The sequence below is a fragment of the Streptomyces roseolus genome, from assembly GCF_014649855.1.
GTDB lineage: Bacteria > Actinomycetota > Actinomycetes > Streptomycetales > Streptomycetaceae > Streptomyces > Streptomyces roseolus.
In genome coordinates, this window is record NZ_BMTV01000027.1 from 64,106 (window position 1) to 80,192 (window position 16,087).

Annotated in this window: 14 protein-coding genes; 6 read left to right on the top strand and 8 right to left on the bottom strand. The window is 75.1% G+C overall.

Translation table 11 applies throughout. The features are described from left to right. Nucleotides 1-2 precede the first annotated feature (2 nt). On the bottom strand, nt 3-1,370 hold the full coding sequence (locus tag IE245_RS28235; protein WP_189952581.1) for a dipeptidase: 1,368 nt from the start codon (nt 1,368-1,370) through the stop codon (nt 3-5). Nucleotides 1,371-1,742: 372 nt separating this feature from the next. Here IE245_RS28235 and IE245_RS28240 point away from each other — a divergent pair, with 372 nt between their 5' ends. After that, a complete protein-coding gene (locus IE245_RS28240; protein ID WP_229851593.1) occupies nt 1,743-3,008 on the top strand; it encodes a geranylgeranyl reductase family protein in 1,266 nt (421 codons plus the stop codon). 58 nt (nt 3,009-3,066) lie between these two features. Here the strand turns inward: IE245_RS28240 and IE245_RS28245 are convergent, their stop codons facing one another. Further along, the gene (locus IE245_RS28245; protein WP_189952583.1) at nt 3,067-3,534 is read right to left on the bottom strand and encodes a nitroreductase/quinone reductase family protein; all 468 of its coding nucleotides are present in this window, start codon (nt 3,532-3,534) and stop codon (nt 3,067-3,069) included. Nucleotides 3,535-3,727: 193 nt separating this feature from the next. Between IE245_RS28245 and IE245_RS28250 the strand changes: the two genes are divergently transcribed. The 3 genes from IE245_RS28250 to IE245_RS28260 all read left to right on the top strand — a co-directional run bounded on the left by IE245_RS28250 (nt 3,728) and on the right by IE245_RS28260 (nt 6,604). Next, nucleotides 3,728-4,432 carry a TetR/AcrR family transcriptional regulator gene (locus IE245_RS28250; protein WP_189952585.1) on the top strand — a complete coding sequence of 235 codons (705 nt, stop codon included), beginning with the start codon at nt 3,728-3,730 and terminating at the stop codon, nt 4,430-4,432. A gap of 112 nt (nt 4,433-4,544) precedes the next feature. Then, complete coding sequence (locus tag IE245_RS28255) at nt 4,545-5,822, top strand: ROK family protein (RefSeq protein WP_189952587.1); 1,278 nt, start codon at nt 4,545-4,547, stop codon at nt 5,820-5,822. Between the two features lie 11 nt (nt 5,823-5,833). Next, entirely contained in the window at nt 5,834-6,604 is a 771-nt protein-coding gene (locus IE245_RS28260; RefSeq protein WP_189952589.1) for an SAM-dependent methyltransferase, read from the top strand. Between the two features lie 24 nt (nt 6,605-6,628). On the opposite strand, the gene IE245_RS28265 is transcribed toward IE245_RS28260, so the two are convergent. Next, nucleotides 6,629-7,219, bottom strand: a complete 591-nt coding sequence (locus IE245_RS28265) for an ATP-binding protein (protein WP_189952591.1) — start codon at nt 7,217-7,219, stop codon at nt 6,629-6,631. A gap of 187 nt (nt 7,220-7,406) precedes the next feature. Further along, on the bottom strand, nt 7,407-7,724 hold the full coding sequence (locus tag IE245_RS28270) for a hypothetical protein (RefSeq protein WP_189952592.1): 318 nt from the start codon (nt 7,722-7,724) through the stop codon (nt 7,407-7,409). 234 nt (nt 7,725-7,958) lie between these two features. Between IE245_RS28270 and IE245_RS28275 the strand changes: the two genes are divergently transcribed. Then, entirely contained in the window at nt 7,959-9,056 is a 1,098-nt protein-coding gene (locus tag IE245_RS28275) for a PLP-dependent cysteine synthase family protein (RefSeq protein WP_189952664.1), read from the top strand. On the opposite strand, the gene IE245_RS28280 is transcribed toward IE245_RS28275, so the two are convergent. The 3 genes from IE245_RS28280 to IE245_RS28290 all read right to left on the bottom strand — a co-directional run bounded on the left by IE245_RS28280 (nt 8,998) and on the right by IE245_RS28290 (nt 10,922). Further along, nucleotides 8,998-9,516, bottom strand: a complete 519-nt coding sequence (locus tag IE245_RS28280) for an SRPBCC family protein (RefSeq protein WP_189952594.1) — start codon at nt 9,514-9,516, stop codon at nt 8,998-9,000. The two genes, IE245_RS28275 and IE245_RS28280, sit on opposite strands and share 59 nt — an antisense overlap. 138 nt (nt 9,517-9,654) lie before the next feature. Further along, nucleotides 9,655-10,107 (bottom strand): SRPBCC family protein, encoded by a 453-nt coding sequence (locus IE245_RS28285; RefSeq protein ID WP_189952596.1) that lies wholly within the window; start codon nt 10,105-10,107, stop codon nt 9,655-9,657. Then, entirely contained in the window at nt 10,104-10,922 is an 819-nt protein-coding gene (locus tag IE245_RS28290; RefSeq protein ID WP_189952598.1) for a DeoR/GlpR family DNA-binding transcription regulator, read from the bottom strand. The genes IE245_RS28285 and IE245_RS28290 overlap by 4 nt, the downstream gene beginning before the upstream one ends. Nucleotides 10,923-11,057: 135 nt before the next feature. Here IE245_RS28290 and IE245_RS28295 point away from each other — a divergent pair, with 135 nt between their 5' ends. Further along, on the top strand, nt 11,058-13,418 hold the full coding sequence (locus IE245_RS28295) for a hypothetical protein (protein WP_189952600.1): 2,361 nt from the start codon (nt 11,058-11,060) through the stop codon (nt 13,416-13,418). Here IE245_RS28295 and IE245_RS28300 read toward each other — a convergent pair. Next, nucleotides 13,388-15,814 carry a right-handed parallel beta-helix repeat-containing protein gene (locus IE245_RS28300; RefSeq protein ID WP_189952601.1) on the bottom strand — a complete coding sequence of 809 codons (2,427 nt, stop codon included), beginning with the start codon at nt 15,812-15,814 and terminating at the stop codon, nt 13,388-13,390. The two genes, IE245_RS28295 and IE245_RS28300, sit on opposite strands and share 31 nt — an antisense overlap. Nucleotides 15,815-16,087 lie beyond the last annotated feature (273 nt).

Below are 16,087 nucleotides of genomic sequence, written 5' to 3' on the forward strand. Positions count from 1 at the left end.
CGTCAGACCCGGCGCGCGTCCGCGTAGTTCACCAGGAACAGCGCCTCGGCGACGGAGAGCCGCTCCAGCTCCTCCGGCGACACGGACTCGTTGACCGCGTGGATCTGCGCCTCCGGCTCGCTCAGGCCGATGAGCAGGATCTCCGCCTCCGGGTAGAGGGTGGCGAGCGTGTTGCACAGCGGGATCGAGCCGCCCATGCCGGCCGCCTGCATCTCCTGGCCGGGGTACGCCACCCGCATCGCCTCGGCCATCGACGCGTACGCCGGGCTGGACGTGTCCGCCTGGAACGGCTGGCCCTGGCCGACCTGCTCCAGGGTCACCCGCGCGTTCCACGGCGTGTGCTTCTCGATGTGGGCGAAGAGCAGCTCGGTCGCCTCGACCGCGTCCTGGCCGGGCGGCACCCGCAGGCTCAACTGCGCGCGGGCGGTGCGCGGGATCGACGGGGTGGCGCCCGCGACCGGGTGGCAGTCGATGCCGATGACGGTGACCGCCGGACGCGCCCAGATGCGGTCGGCGACCGACCCGGACCCGGGCAGGTCCACGCCCGGCAGCACCTTGGCGTCGGCCCGGAACTGCTCCTCCGGGTACTGGAGGCCCTCCCACACGGCGTCCGCCGGCAGCCCGTCGATCACCGTCGAACCGTCCTCGGCCCGCAGCGAGTCGAGGACCCGGATGAGCGCGGCGAGCGCGTCCGGCGCGGCGCCGCCGAACTGGCCCGAGTGGAGGTTGCCCTCCAGGGTGTCGATCCGCACCCGGATCATCGTCATGCCGCGCAGGGTCGCGGTCACCGTCGGCAGGCCGACGCGGAAGTTGCCCGCGTCGCCGATCACGATGGTGTCGGCGGCCAGCAGCTCGGGGTGCTCCTCCGCGTATCTCTCCAGACCACCGGTGCCCTGCTCCTCCGAGCCCTCGACGATCATCTTGACGGTCACCGGCACGCCGCCGTTGGCCTTGAGGGCCCGCAGCGCGAGCAGGTGCAGGATGAAGCCGCCCTTGCAGTCGGCGGCGCCGCGGCCGTACCAGCGGCCGTCCTCGCGCTCCGTCAGCTGGAACGGCGGGGTCAGCCACGCCGACTCGTCGAGCTTCGGCTGCACGTCGTAGTGGGCGTAGAGGAGTACCGTCGGAGCGTCCGCGGGGCCCGGCAGAACGCCGTAGACCGCCTGCGAGCCGTCCGGGGTGTCGAGCAGCGCCACGTCCTGGAAGTCCTCGGCGCGCAGGGCGTCGGCGACCCAGTTCGCGGCGGCCTCGCACTCGCTCCGGGGCGCCACGGCCTCGTCCGCGACCGACTCGAAGGCGACCAGCTCCGTCAGCTCGGCCTTCGCGCGAGGCATCAGGGACCGGACGGTCTCGGCGATCGGATTCGGCGACATGGGCACGCTCCTCGTGGGTGCGACGTTGAGAGTCAGGGAAACGAACGGCGTATCGGGTGGTACGGCGTTCGCACCGTCGATCCTACGACCGGGCTCCGGCCTACCGAGCCGTAGGATGCGGGAAGCAGACGCCGGTCGGATCAGGAGCAGAAGCACATCGTGAGCAGCGAGAACGCAGAGAACGCCGGACCGGAGCCCATCGAGCCGCTCGCGCCCGGCGACCCGGCCCCGGCGGCCGGCCCGACCGGCCCGTCGGCGGACGCGGCGACGGGCGCTTCGGCGGACACGCCGACGGATGCGCCGACGGACGGCGGGCCGGAGGCGGGGCCCGACGGGGAGCCCGCTTCCGCGGACGGCGGCGACGGGCCCGAGGTGTGGGACGTCGTGGTCGTCGGCGCCGGGCCGGCCGGTGCCTCGGCGGCGTACGCGGCGGCGGTCGCGGGCCGCCGGGTGCTGCTCCTGGAGAAGGCGGAGCTGCCCCGGTACAAGACCTGCGGCGGCGGCATCATCGGCCCCTCCCGCGACTCCCTGCCGCCCGGTTTCGAACTTCCCTTCCTGGACCGGGTGCACGCGGTCACCTTCTCCCTCGAAGGCCGCTTCCCCCGCACCCGCCGTTCGCGCCGGATGCTCTTCGGCCTCGTCAACCGGCCCGAGTTCGACGCCCAGCTCGTCGAGCACGCCCAGAAGGCCGGGGCCCAGCTGCGCACCGGCGCGACCGTGACCCGGGTGGAGCAGCACGGCCCCTCCGTGCCGGACCGGCGGACGGTCGCGGTGGTGCTCGCCGACGGCGAGACGGTGCTGGCGCGGGCCGTGGTCGGCGCGGACGGCAGCGCCAGCCGGATAGGGGCGCACGTCGGGGTGAAGCTCGGCCAGGTGGACCTGGGCCTGGAGGCGGAGATCCCGGTGCCGCCGTCGGTGGCGGAGGACTGGAAGGGCCGGATCCTCATCGACTGGGGCCCGATGCCCGGCAGCTACGGCTGGGTGTTCCCGAAGGGCGACACCCTCACGGTCGGCGTCATCTCGGCGCGCGGCGAGGGCGCGGCGACCAAGCGGTACCTGGAGGACTTCGTCGCCCGGCTCGGCCTCGCCGGATTCGAGCCCGCGCTCTCCTCCGGCCACCTCACCCGCTGCCGCACCGACGACTCCCCGCTCTCCCGCGGCCGGGTCCTGGTCTGCGGCGACGCGGCCGGACTGCTGGAGCCGTGGACCCGCGAGGGCATCTCGTACGCGCTCCGCTCCGGCCGGCTCGCCGGCGAGTGGGCGGTCCGGGTCGCGGAGGCCGCCGACGCGGTGGACGCCCGGCGCCAGGCGCTCAACTACGCCTTCGCGATCAAGGCGGGGCTCGGCGTGGAGATGGCGGTCGGGCGGCGGATGCTCTCGGTCTTCGAGCGCCGCCCGGGACTGCTGCACGCGGTGATCACCGGGGTGCGGCCGGCCTGGAAGGCGTTCGCGGACATCACCCGGGGCTCGGCCACGCTCGGGGGCATGGTCCGCTCGAACGGCCTGGCCCGGCGGGCCCTCGACGTCCTCGACAAGCGCATGGACACGGAGTCCGGCGTCGGCCCGGCCGGCCGTGGCGTGACCCGGAAGGACGAGGAGGACGCCGCCGCTCCGGAGGAGGCGGCCGGGGCGCTCTGACGACCGGGCGCCGCCGGGGTGCGAGGGCGGGCGCGGGCCTCGGGGGCCGCGCCCGCCCTCACGCGTCTCCGGCGGCCGTGACGCGGAAGACGGGGTGCTTGTGCGCGACGGCGCGCAGCTCGTCGTCGGTGGAGTCCGGGCCGACACCGCCGAAGAAGACCCCGACCTCGGCCTTCCAGCGCTTGAGGTAGGCGCGCAGCACCGCCACCTTGGCGTCGTCGCCGACCTCGGCCGCGGTGAACGGCTCGACCCGCTTGCCGAGGTGCAGCTCGCCGCCGCCGACGGCCCGCATGTTGCGGGTCCACTGGACGTGGCCGCGCGGGGCGACCAGGTAGCGCTCGCCGTCGAGGGTGAGCACGTTCACCGGAGTGGTCCGCCAGACGCCGCTCTTGCGGCCCCGGACGGCGAGGATCCGCGAGCCCCAGACGCTGACGCCGCGGCGGGTCAGCCAGGCGACGGAGCGGTTGACGACGTGGACGGTGAACCAGCCGGGCTTCATGACGTGGACGGTGGTCTCGGCGGACATCGGATCCTCCTGGGGGAAGCGGGCCGGGGCGAGCGGGCGATATTGCTGCGTGAGCGATGCTCTCGATTCGTATCGACCACCTGAATCGTGAGCGGTGCTCTCGAACGAGAACAGTCTGCACGGATCTCCGCTCGCAAGCAAGAGCAGTGCTCTCATTTCAGTGCGCCGCTCCGAAGCGTGGCAGACTGCTCCCATGACCCCCGTACAAGGAGCCCGTGCCCGCGCCCGGGCCGAGATCACCGCCGCCATCAAGGACGAGGCCCGCCGACAGCTCGCCGCCGAGGGCGCCGCCAAGCTCTCGCTGCGCGCCGTCGCCCGCGAGCTCGGCATGGTCTCCTCGGCGCTCTACCGCTATTTCCCCAGCCGCGACGAACTGCTGACGGCGCTCATCATCGACGCGTACGACGCCGTCGGCGCCGCCGCCGAGCAGGCCCACGCCGCGGCCGTCCACGCGGCCCCCGGCGACCACCTCGCGCAGTGGACCGCCGCCTGCCGCGCCGTGCGCGCCTGGGCCCTCGCCCACCCCCACGAGTACGCCCTCCTCTACGGCTCCCCGGTCCCCGGCTACACCGCACCCCGGGACACCGTCGGCCCGGCCGCCCGCGTCGCGCTGCTCCTGGTCGGGACCGCCCGCGCCGCGCACGAGGCCGAGGGCGTCGCGCTTCCGCCGCTCCCGGACGTCCTCGTGCCGGAGGCGGAGCGGCTCGCCGCCGACGTGGCCCCCGACCTGCCGCCCGCGCTCGCCGTCGCCCTCGCCTCCGCGTGGGCGCAGCTCTTCGGCCTGGTCTCGTTCGAGGTCTTCGGCCAGTTCCACCGGGTCGTCGAGGACCGGGACGCCTTCTTCGCCGCCGCCGCCGAACGCCTCGGCCGCGAGGTGGGCCTGCTTCCGCGGCCCTGACCACCCGGCGGCGGCCCGGTCGCCGGCGGGCCCGTCGGACCGTCGCGTCCGGGAAGGAGGACCGGTCCGGCCGGGTCCGGAGGGCGGCCCCGATCATGGCAGACTCGGGCGCATGAACGGCAAGGCGACGACGACGCGTACTCGGCTGGACAGGGGGCGCAGCGCGCTCGGCCCCGCGCTGGAGCTGGTGCACACCGGCCGGGCGCCGACGCGGGCCGTCCTCACCGCCGAGCTGGGCGTCACCCGGGCCACCGCCGGTGCCGTCGCCGCCGAGCTGGAGGCCCTCGGGCTCATCCGGGTCGACTCCAACCCCGGGGCCGCCGCCGGTTCCCAGGGCCGGCCCTCGCACCGGCTCGCCGTCGACGAGAAGGGGCCCGTGGCGCTCGCCGCCCAGGTCCACGCGGACGGTTTCCGGGCCGCGCTGATCGGCCTCGGCGGCACCCTCGTCGCCACCGTCCCCGGCTCGGTGACGGTCTCGGCCGACCCGGCGCAGGTCCTCGGCGCCGTCGTGGACGCGGGGGCGGCGCTGCTCCGCGAGAGCGGGCGGCACTGCGTCGGCGCCGGCCTCGCCGTGCCGTCCGCGGTCGCCGAGCCCGAGGGAACCGCGCTCAACCCGCTCCACCTGGCCTGGCCGGCCGGTGCGCCGGTCCGCGAGATCTTCGCCGAGCGGATCCGCGCCGCCGGCATCGAGGGCCCGGCCTTCACCGCCAACGACGTCAACCTCGCCGCGCTCGCCGAGCACCGGCACGGCGCCGGGCGCGGCGCCCGCGACCTGCTGTGCGTGGCGACCGGGCACCGGGGCGTCGGCGGGGCGCTCGTCCTCGACGGACGCCTGCACACCGGCAGTTCGGGCCTGGCCCTGGAGGTGGGCCACCTGACGGTCAATCCGGAGGGCCGCCCCTGCCACTGCGGCGGCCGCGGCTGCCTGGACGTGGAGACCGACCCGCTGGCCTTCCTCACGGTGGCCGGCCGGGCGCCGGGCCCCGAGGTGTCCCTGCTCCAGCAGGCCCGCGACCTGCTGCGGACCGCACCGGACGACCCGGGCGTGCGCATGGCGGTGGAGGAGCTGATCGACCGTCTCGGCCTGGGCCTCGCCGGCCTGGTGAACATCCTCAACCCGGACCGGATCATCCTCGGCGGCCTCCACCGCGAGCTGCTCGACGCCGACCCGGAGCGGCTGCGCGCGGTCGTCGCCGACCGCAGCCTGTGGGGCCGCAGCGGCGGCGTCCCGATCCTCCCCTGCACCCTGGACCACAACAGCCTGGTCGGCGCGGCCGAACTGGCCTGGCAGCCGGTCCTCGACGATCCCCTGGCCGCCCTGGCGGGCGCTCCCGTCCGCCCCGGAGGCACCGTGGAAAAGGGAGTGGGCGCCCGGGGCGCGGGCGGGTAACGTCCCCGTACATGATCTCTACCGACGCCCCGCTCCCGCCCCGCCTGGGCAGCCTCACCTTCCACGGCCCGCTCTCCGAGGAGCGGGCCGGGCGGCTGGTCCGCCGCATCGCCGACTCCGGCCCGGCCGACGTCCTCGACATCGGCTGCGGCTGGGGCGAGTTGCTGCTGCGGATCCTCGACGCCGCGCCCGGCGCCAAGGGCATCGGCGTCGACATCAACGCCGAGGACCTCGCCCGCGGCCGCGCGCTCGCGGCGGAACGGGGGCTCGCCGACCGCGTCACCTTCGCCGAGGAGTCCGCCCGCGGCAGCGGGCGCGGTCCCGTCGACGCGATCCTCTGCCTCGGCTCCAGCCAGGCGCTGTGCGACCCGGAGCTGCCGCACGACCCGGCGGAGGCGCTGCGCGAGCTGCGCCGGTTGGTCCGGCCGGGCGGCATGGTCGTGCTCGGCGAGGGCTTCTGGGAGCGCACTCCGACCGACGCGGAGCTCGCCGGCATGTGGCCCGACGCGAGCACCGGGGACCACCTCCCGCTGGGGGAGCTCGTCGACCTGGCGATCGCGGCGGGGTTCCGCCCGGCGTGGATCGAGACGGCGAGCCGCGACGAGTGGGAGGACTTCGAGTCCGGCTACCGGTACGACACGGAGCTCTGGCTCGCGGCCCACCCGGACCACCCGCTGGCCGCCGAGACCCGCGAGCGTGTCGACCGGCAGCGGGGCTGGTGGCTGAACGGGTACCGGAACGTCCTCGGCATCGCGTACCTGACGCTGGTCGCCACCGTCTGACCCGCGGCGCCCGGGCGCCGCGGCTCAGGCGCGGGCGCCGCTCGCGGCGAGCGCCGGGGCCTCCGCCGGCGTGCCCAGGGGGACGCCCGCGAGCCTGCTGTACGAGACGATCGGGGCGAGCGGCACCGCGTCGGGTCCGAACCCGAAGCCGAATCCCGCCTCGGCGCCGACCGCGGCCGGTCCGTCGGCGGACGGCGGCGCCGTCAGGGTGAACCAGACGACCTTGCCGCTCGCGCCCCGCGGGCGGACGCCCCAACTGTCGCTGAGCGCCCCGACGATGGCGAGGCCGCGGCCCGAGGTGGCGAGCCCGTCCGGCTCGTCCCACGGGTCGGGGAAGGCCGACTCCGTCGCCACCGGCATCCGGGGATCGTTGTCCCGGACCGAGACGGTCAGCCGGTCGAGCAGGAGTTCCAGCTCGACGGTGCACTCCTTGTCGGGCTGCGCATGGCGGTGCACATTGCTCAACAGCTCGGTCACTCCCAGTTGGACGGGATCGACCAGGGCGTCGAGGCGCCAATGACGCAGATGGGCGGCGACGATCCTGCGGATCTGACCGATCCGCGACGGCAGGGCCTGGAGCTCCACCGCGTAAAACCTGCTCGGCTCGCTGATCACGGCTGCGACTCCCCGAAGTAGTCCTGAAGAACGGAGATTCGGATCTGTCATGCGGTACGTCAGGGTGGCGCACTGAGCGCAGTGTCACCACCGTTGAACCCTCAGTGAGGTGGTTCCAGCGTGAACCAGCCGTCACCGTGCCGCAACCCGCCGCGAGCTTCCGCAGGTCAGCGCCCCGCGGAAGGGCTCATTCGCCGCCGCCCGCCCGCCTGAGCGCGGCGAGGAAGCGGCCCGCCTGCTCGGCGTCCCGGTCGTCGTCCTCCCCGGCGGCGTCCATGGTCAGCCGGTAGCGGGTGCCGTTCACCGTCGCCACCGTCTCGTCGCCCTTCGCGAACCACGGGCGGCCCGCCCGGACCGCCTTGACGGGCGCGCTGTCGATCTCGGAGCCGTAACTCGTGAGCAGCGCGAGCCGGCCGTCCTCGATGCGGACCTCCCCGGCCCGGGTCAGCGAGCGCGGCCACCGCTCGATCCGTACGCCCCTGGCGCTGAACTCCGGTTCCGCCATGCCGTCCACCCCTTCCGACTGCCTGTCCCTCCCAGTGTGCCGGGCCGTCGGCGCGGACGCCAGAGACCCCGCTCAGGTGTTCCCCAAGGCGTTCCTATGGAGCGTCAAAGTGAACGTTTGCCCAGGTCGGAGCGGTATCGTCGGCAGCGGGAAGCCGGGTTCCGACCCGGCGGGACAGCGAGGAGAGAACCGTTGAGCACCGCCGCCAGCAGCACTCCGCACACCGGCGGGGCGATGGCCACCGTGGACGTCGACCGCACCGACCCGGCCTACCGCACCTGGCTGAAGGAGGCCGTCCGCAAGGTCCAGGCCGACGCCAACCGTTCCGCCGACACCCACCTCCTGCGCTTCCCGCTCCCCGAGAAGTGGGGGATCGACCTCTACCTCAAGGACGAGTCCACCCACCCGACGGGCAGCCTCAAGCACCGCCTCGCCCGCTCGCTCTTCCTGTACGCGCTCTGCAACGGCCGGCTCCGGCCCGGCAAGCCCGTCATCGAGGCGTCGAGCGGCTCGACCGCCGTCTCGGAGGCGTACTTCGCGAAGCTCATCGGCGTCCCCTTCGTCGCCGTGATGCCCCGCACCACCAGTCCCGAGAAGTGCCGGCTCATCGAATTCCACGGCGGCCGGTGCCACTTCGTCGACGACTCGCGCACCATGTACGAGGAGGCGGCGGCGCTCGCGGCGCGCACCGGCGGCCACTACATGGACCAGTTCACCTACGCCGAGCGGGCCACCGACTGGCGCGGCAACAACAACATCGCCGAGTCGATCTACCAGCAGCTCCGCCTGGAGCGGTACCCCGAGCCGGCCTGGATCGTCGCCACCGCAGGCACCGGCGGCACCTCCGCCACCATCGCCCGCTACGTCCACTACACCCAGCAGAACACCCGGATCTGCGTCGCCGACCCGGAGAACTCCTGCTTCTTCGACGGCTGGGTGCACCACGACCCCGACGCCACCTCCGACTGCGGCTCCCGCATCGAGGGCATCGGCAGGCCCCGGATGGAGCCCAGCTTCGTGCCCGGCGCCATCGACCGCATGATGAGGGTCCCGGACGCGGCGAGCGTCGCCGCCGTCCGCGCCCTGGAGGGCGCGATCGGGCGGAAGGCGGGCGGCTCCACCGGCACCGGTCTGTGGAGCGCCCTCAAGATCGTCGCGGAGATGGTCGCCGAGGAGCGCACCGGGAGCGTCGTCACCCTTCTGTGCGACCCCGGCGACCGCTACCTCGACAAGTACTACTCGGACGCCTGGCTCGCGGAGCAGGGCCTCGACATCACCCCGTACGCCGCCGCTGTCGAGCGCTTCCTGGCGACGGGCGTCTGGCCGGAGTGAGCCGCCGGTCCAGCGCGGCGGCGGCGCGGCGGAAGGACAGGCCGAGGCCGGGGGAGGCGAGCCGCAGCCCGGCGCGGAACGGGGCGGGGCCGTCGGCCGCCATCGTCCAGCGCAGCCGGGTCCCGGCGCCCTCCGGCGCCAGGGCCCACTCCTCGGCCAGCGCGGAGACCGCGGGCGCGTTGGTGAGGTCGACCCGGTAGGCGTAGCGCAGGTCCGGTTCGGAGGCCAGGACGGTCTCCTCGAACCGGATCCCGCCGCGCAGCCGTATCGTCCGGCGCTCCCCGTCGTCGAGCGGGACCGCCGAGTCGACCGGGGCGAACCAGGCGGGCAGGCTGCCCACTTCCACCGCGATCGAGCGGTAGACCGCCGCCGGCGGCGCCTGGAGGGTGGCCTCGAAGGCGAGGCGGACGGGCGCGGTGGCGGTGAAGCCGAGCTCCACCTGCCGCAGTCGGCGTGGCATGGACCGGACCTCCCGGATGAGTGGAAGAGGCACCCTAACTGACAAACCGTCAGTGCGAAAGCCCGTTCGAGACGTGGCCGTCGGCGGGCGGAGTGCCACCGTCCGGGCCGGCGTCCCCACCGGACGGCGCCGGCCCCGTCACCGCCGGCCCCCGGAGGGTGCCCGCAGCAGGTTGTCCAGCGCCCGGCCGAACACCACCCGCCCCGCCCGCGCCAGCACCCCGTCGAAAGCGCGCGGCAGTCCGCGCACCGACAGGTCCTCGGTCCACACCACCCGGGTGCCGCCGGGTCCCGGAGCGACCTCGATCTCGGCCCACCCCCGCACCAGCCGCCCGTACTTCTCCAGCCGGCAGCGGCCCGGCCCGTCCCCGTGCGGCGGCTCCCAGCGGACCACCTCCATCGGGTCGTCGAAGCCCAGCGGGCCGATCCCGGTGCGCGCCGTGAAGCGGGTCCCGGGCCGGCTCGGGCCGGACGTCAGGACCGTCGTGCGCGTCAGCGGCACCTGCCGGCCGTGCGCCGGCCAGTCCGTCAGCCGCCGCCACGCCTCCGCCGGAGCCAGCGGCACCACGCGCGCCACCCGGAAGAGGCTCATGCCGCCGTCCCGCCGGCCACCAGCAGCCCCGGCACGTGCTCGGCGACCTCGGCCCGCACCTCCGCGGACATGCCCCGGTCGGTCACCCAGGTGTCCACCTCGTCGAGGGTCCCGAAGGAACTCAGGCCCACCGTCCCCCACTTGGTGTGGTCCGCGACCACCACCACCCGGCGCGCCGACCGGATCAGGCAGCCGTTCGTCTCCGCCTCCGCCAGGTTCGGCGTCGACAGGCCCGCCTCCACCGACAGGCCGTGCACGCCCAGGAAGAGCAGGTCGAAGTGGAGCGAGCGGACCGCCCGGTCCGCCACCGGCCCCACCAGCGCGTCCGACGGCGTCCGCACCCCGCCCGTCAGCACCACCGTCGCCGCCCGCCGGCCCTCGCCGGCCGTCTGGCGCGCCTCGTGGAAGACGTCCGCCACCCGGACCGAGTTCGTCACCACGGTCAGGTCCGGCACGTCGAGGAGCTGCCGCGCCAGCGCGTACGTCGTCGTCCCGCCCGACAGCGCGATCGCCGACCCCGGCAGCACCAGCGAGGCCGCCTCCCGCGCGATCTCGTCCTTGGCGCTCGGCTCCAGCGCCGACTTCGCCTCGAACCCCGGCTCGTGCGTGCTCGGCTCCGACACCGGCACGGCCCCGCCGTGCACCTTCGCGACCATGCCCTGCCGGGCCAGCGCGTCCAGGTCGCGGCGGATCGTCATGTCCGAGACGCCGAGCCGCCGGGTCAGTTCGTTCACCCGGACGCCGCCGCGCCGCCGCACCTCGTCGAGGATCAGGGCGCGCCGCTGCTCCGCGAGGAGGTTCTGATTGTCAGTCACCGCCGGGGCCGGTCCTTCCGCAGGAGACGAGGGGATGGCTGTCGGATTCGGTGAGAGACCGTGCGCGGGCACGGGGTCGTCCGCGATCCTGGAGCCGACGTCGCATCCTCCCACTCCCGAGAGGAGGACTCCTAAGTGTCCCCTGCCACACCCGCCCCGGAGCACGGGGGCGCGGCGCTCGAACTCCTCGTCCACGGAGTCGGCGGTGCCACCCCCCAGTCGATGCTGGACGACCCCAGGACCGTACGGATCGCCGGTGACGACACCGCCGCCGTGCACCGGCGCGCCGAGGACCTCGACGCCGAGGACCACCCCGGGCGGCACGCCGCCCGGCCGGTGCCGGAGGCGTACGTCTGGTCCCACCTCACCTCCGGCGACGGAGCCCGCGCCCTCTGGCTGCTGCTCCTGCCGTTCATGGTCGTCAACCTCGCCCACTGGATGCGGCCGCCCGCCACCGGCCGCCCCGGACTCGTCCGCCTCTACGGCGTCCTCGTCCGCCTCCTCGCCCTCACGCTCACCGCGCTGCTCACCGCCGCCGCCTGCGAGGTCGCCCTCGACCTGACGGCCTGGCAGTGCGCCGGGACCGCCGGCTGCGCCGACGGGCGCGCCTGGCTCGGCTTCCTCGCCGCCGACCGGGGCGGCTGGTGGTCGGCGCCCGGCCGCCGGCTCGCCGTCGCCGCCGTCCTCCCGGCCGCCCTCGTCGGACTCCTCTGGTACCTCTCCCACCGCACCTGGAGCGCGTACGAGGCCCAGCGTCCGCCCACCGGCGAGGACCCGCCCGGGCCCGTATCGCCCGGGCCCGTACCGCCCGGCTCCGTACCGTCAGGGCCGGTGCCCGAGGACCCGCGGCCCGCGCTCGGGCGGCCCGGATTCTGGTACGGGAGGCGGCTCGTCGCCCGGCTGCGCGCCGCGCACACCGCCGCCGGCCTCCTCACCGTGGCCGGCGCCCTCGCCGCCGCGCCCGCCCGCCACGACACCGGCGCCCTCGCCGCGACCGGACTCGCCCTGCGGGCCGCCCTCCTGGCGGTCGCCGCCGTCGTCCTGTGGTCGGTCTGCGCCCGCGGCCGCAGCGAACGCCGGCTCGACCAGCGGGTCGAGAGCGCCGTCTTCGCCCGGCTCCCCGCCGCCGCGCTCGTCCTGCTCGCGCTGACCGCCCTGCACACCGCCTGGGACCGGCCCGGCTGGACCTCCGCCGGCACCCTCCCCGGGAACGCCGCCTTCGGCGCGCTCACCCTCGCCCAGGGCGGACTCGTCGTCGCCCTCGGCGCCGTCGCCCTGCTGCTCCAGCGGCCCCGGCGCGACCCCCGCACCGCCCTCGCCGGACTCGGCGGACCCGCCACCGCCGTGCTGGCCTGCGCCCTGGGCGGGGTCATGTCCGGCGGCGTCGCCCAGTGGGTCGCCGACCGCCTCGGCGAGTCCGGCCCCCTCGTCGGCCCGCCCGTCCTCCTCAGCTGGCAGGCGTCCGTCATCCCCGTCCTGCTCCTGCTGCTGCTCCTGCCCGCCGCCCTCCTCGGCGTCAGGACCGTCCTCGCGACCCGCCGGCTGCGGGCCGCCGTCGAGGCCGACTACGCCGGCGAGCGCCCCGACCCGGTGCGCACCGGCCAGATCGCCACCAGCCGCGCCCGCGCCTCGCTCACCGACTCCGCGCCCGTTCTGATCGGCGTCGTCTCCGGCACCGCGCTGCTCCTCGGCGCCGCCTCCGTCGCCGGAGCCTGGACCAGCGGGAAGGTGCCGGGCAGCGCGTTCTCCGGCGCCCACCCCGCGATCGCCGCCCTCGCCTCCGCCACCCAGGCGCTCGGCTCCTGGATGATCGGCTTCGGCTTCCTGCTCTTCGTCACCTGGGGCCGCCGCGCCTACCGCGACGCCTCCGCCCGCCGCACCATCGGCATCCTCTGGGACGTCGGCACCTTCTGGCCGCGCGCCGCCCACCCCTTCGCGCCGCCCTGCTACGCCGAGCGGGCCGTGCCCGACCTCACCTGGCGGATGAGCTCCTGGACCCGGCACACCGGCGGCCGGCTCGTCATCTCCGGCCACTCCCAGGGCAGCGTCCTCGCCGCCGCGGCCGTCTGGCAGCTGCCGACCGCGACCCGCTCGCGGGTCGCCCTCCTCACGTACGGCTCACCGCTGGAACGGCTCTACGGCCGCTGGTTCCCCGCCTACTTCGGCCCCGAGGCGCTGCGCGGACTCCACCGCGCCGTGCACTGCTGGACCAATCTGCACCGCGCCACCGACCCCATCGGCGGCCCCGTCCGCGTCCCCGCCGAGGACGGCCGCCCGGCCGTCGACGCACCGGCGCTGCGCGACCCGGTCGCGTACGGACGCTCCCACGCCCACCCGCTGCCCGAACCGGTCCTCGGCCACTCCGACTACCAGGCCGACCCGGCCTTCGCGATCTGCCGGTCCGCCCTCCTCGACCGGCTCCTGCCCGCGCTGCCCCGCCAGAAGGGCGTCGACGAGGCGGCGGATCAGGGGAGTTCGGGCAGATCCTCCGGATAGAGCAGGGTCAGGTCGTCGGTGCTCGCCTCCACGAGCACCGCGACCCGGCCCGCGTGCCGCTCCACCATCGACTCGAAGGTCTGCCGCGCGGTCCGCCCGTTGCCGAACGCCGGGCCCTTCGGCAGCTTCTCGAAGTACGCGAGGAGGGCGTCGTCCGCGCCCTCCGCGAGCCGGTACTCGTGCTCGTCCGCCTGCTGCCGCACGATCCGCAGCAACTCCTCCGGCGTGTAGTCACCGAAACTGATGGTCCGTGAGAAACGGGACGCCACCCCGGGGTTGACGGTGAGGAACCGCTCCATCTCGGCGGTGTACCCGGCGACGATCACCACCACCGCGTCCCGGTGGTCCTCCATCAGCTTCACCAGCGTGTCGATCGCCTCGCGCCCGAAGTCCCGCCCCGAGTCCTCCGGCGACAGCGCGTACGCCTCGTCCACGAACAGCACCCCGCCGCGCGCCCGGTCGAACGCCTCCTGGGTGCGGATCGCGGTCGACCCGATGTGCTCGCCGACCAGGTCGACCCGGGAGACCTCCACGAGATGGCCGCGCTCCAGGACGCCGAGCGAGGCGAGGATCTCGCCGTAGAGGCGGGCGACGGTCGTCTTGCCGGTGCCCGGGTTGCCGGTGAAGACGAGGTGGCGACGGACCGAGGCGGCCTTCAGGCCCGCCTCCTGCCGCCTGCGGCCCACCTCGATCATGTTGGTGAGCGTCCGCACCTCGTGCTTGACGCTGTCCAGGCCGACCAGCGCGTCGAGCGCCCCGAGCACGTCGTCCGGGGACCTCGGCGCGGGGACCGGGGCGACCACGGCGGCCGGCGCCGGTGCGGCGGCGGTACGCGGCGGGGGAGAGGAGCCGAGCAGGCCGGGGGAGTGCCGGGCGGCGGTCAGGACCGGTGCCGGGGCCGCCGGCACGGGCGCCGGCGGAGTCCGCACGGCGCTCTCGTCCCCGGTGCAGTCCTCCACGACGGGCCCGTCCTCGGGGAACTCGTACCCGCCCCGCGCGCACCGCTCGGTCCGGCAGCGGCGCAGCACCGTCCGGCAGCCGTCCATCACGTGGAAGCCGTAGCCGCCGCTGCCCGTGACCCGGCAGCCCAGGAAGGTGCCCCGGCCCTCCGCCGACACGTAGAAACCGGCCTCGGCGGGGGAGGTGACGACACAGCGCTCGACCGTGGGGTCCGCGCCCTTGGTGACGATGACGCCCGTCTGCACGGTGTCCACCGTGCAGTTGGCGAGGGTGCCGCCGCTGCCGTGGTCGCGGAACCACGCCCCGGTGGACGCCTCCCTGATCCGGCAGTCGTCCAGCTGGGCGGTGGCGCCGTCGCTCACCGACACGGCGGTGTTCCGCACCTGTGTGAGGTCGCTGTCCACGACGTCCACCCGGGAACCCCGGTCGAGCACGAACAGGGCGTCCGGCACGTCGTGCACCCGGCACGCGTCGAGCACGGCGCTCGCCCCGTCGCTCACCCACACCGCCGGATAGTCACCGGTGCTGTCGTGGATCTCGCACTGGTGGGCGTCCACGCGCGTCCCCGGGTCCCACACCGACAGGCCGTTGCGCCCGAAGCGGCGCACGGTCGACCGGGTGAGCGTCAGCACCGAACGCGACCGCAGGTCCACGGCGTTCTCCGGCACGTCGTGGATGTCGCAGTCGGAGAGCGTGAGGACGGCGTCGGTGTCCAGGGTCACGCCGTCGGCGGAGGTGCGGTGCACGGAGGAGTCCACGAGGTGCGCGGTGGCGCGGCCGGCGATCTGGAGTCCGGCGCCCTTGATCTCGTACACCTCGCAGCCGACGCCCTCCAGGCCGCTGCCCTCGCCGGTGACGGCGATCCCGGCTCCGGAGGCGTGGTGCACCCGGCACCGTTCGAGCCGGGGGTGCGCCCCGCCGCGCACGGCCACCCCGGCCTGCCCGGCCGCGACGACCTCGCACTCCTCGAAGACCCCGCCGGCGCCGTCGACGGCCGCGATGCCCACGCCCGCCGGGTTGTCGATCGTGCACCGCCGGACCGTCGGCCTGGCCTGCCCGCGCACCTCGATCCCGGCGGCCGAGCGCGTCATGATCCGCAGGTCGAGCAGTTCGGGCGTGCCGTCCTCGACGAGCAGCGCCGGCGCCGCCACGTCCTGGCCCTCGATGTGCAGGTCCTGCACGATCGCCGAGGCGCGCAGCGTCAGCGGCACCCCGTCCGGCGGCGCGATCCGCACCGGCCCCGCGCCGTCCTCCGGCCCCCGCAGCGTCACCGCCCGGGTCACCACGAGGTTCTCCCGGTACGTGCCGGGCGCGACGGTGAGGACGTCGCCGTCCCCGGCCGCCTCCAGCGCGGCGGCGAGGGAGGCGTACTCGCCCGTGCGGCGCCGCCACCGCGACGTGCCGGTGTGCGTCACCTGGACCGTGCCCTGTGCCATGGGTGTGCTCTGCCCCCGCCTCGTGCCGTCGACGCTGAACCGGATCCAGGATCCGATACATGAGATCCGGCGTAACGTCTCCTGGATCCCATACATCGGATCCTGGATCTCGTACATCGGATCCGATGCACGGGATCCGGCGTACGGGATCCCATGCGATGGATCCGATATCCGGGACCGTGGACCCGATGCCCCACCGTAGCGCGCGCGGCGGCGCGGGGTTGACGGGTCGTCGAGCCGCACCCTTACGGGGCACGGAAGCCTGGTTCCGGG

Coding starts and splice junctions, on each gene's coding strand:
- IE245_RS28235 (WP_189952581.1), bottom strand. CDS start 1,370: ATGTCGCCGAATCCGATCGCCGAGACCGTCCGGTCCCTGATGCCTCGC.
- IE245_RS28245 (WP_189952583.1), bottom strand. CDS start 3,534: ATGTCCGCCGAGACCACCGTCCACGTCATGAAGCCCGGCTGGTTCACC.
- IE245_RS28250 (WP_189952585.1), top strand. CDS start 3,728: ATGACCCCCGTACAAGGAGCCCGTGCCCGCGCCCGGGCCGAGATCACC.
- IE245_RS28255 (WP_189952587.1), top strand. CDS start 4,545: ATGAACGGCAAGGCGACGACGACGCGTACTCGGCTGGACAGGGGGCGC.
- IE245_RS28260 (WP_189952589.1), top strand. CDS start 5,834: ATGATCTCTACCGACGCCCCGCTCCCGCCCCGCCTGGGCAGCCTCACC.
- IE245_RS28270 (WP_189952592.1), bottom strand. CDS start 7,724: ATGGCGGAACCGGAGTTCAGCGCCAGGGGCGTACGGATCGAGCGGTGG.
- IE245_RS28275 (WP_189952664.1), top strand. CDS start 7,959: ATGGCCACCGTGGACGTCGACCGCACCGACCCGGCCTACCGCACCTGG.
- IE245_RS28280 (WP_189952594.1), bottom strand. CDS start 9,516: ATGCCACGCCGACTGCGGCAGGTGGAGCTCGGCTTCACCGCCACCGCG.
- IE245_RS28285 (WP_189952596.1), bottom strand. CDS start 10,107: ATGAGCCTCTTCCGGGTGGCGCGCGTGGTGCCGCTGGCTCCGGCGGAG.
- IE245_RS28300 (WP_189952601.1), bottom strand. CDS start 15,814: ATGGCACAGGGCACGGTCCAGGTGACGCACACCGGCACGTCGCGGTGG.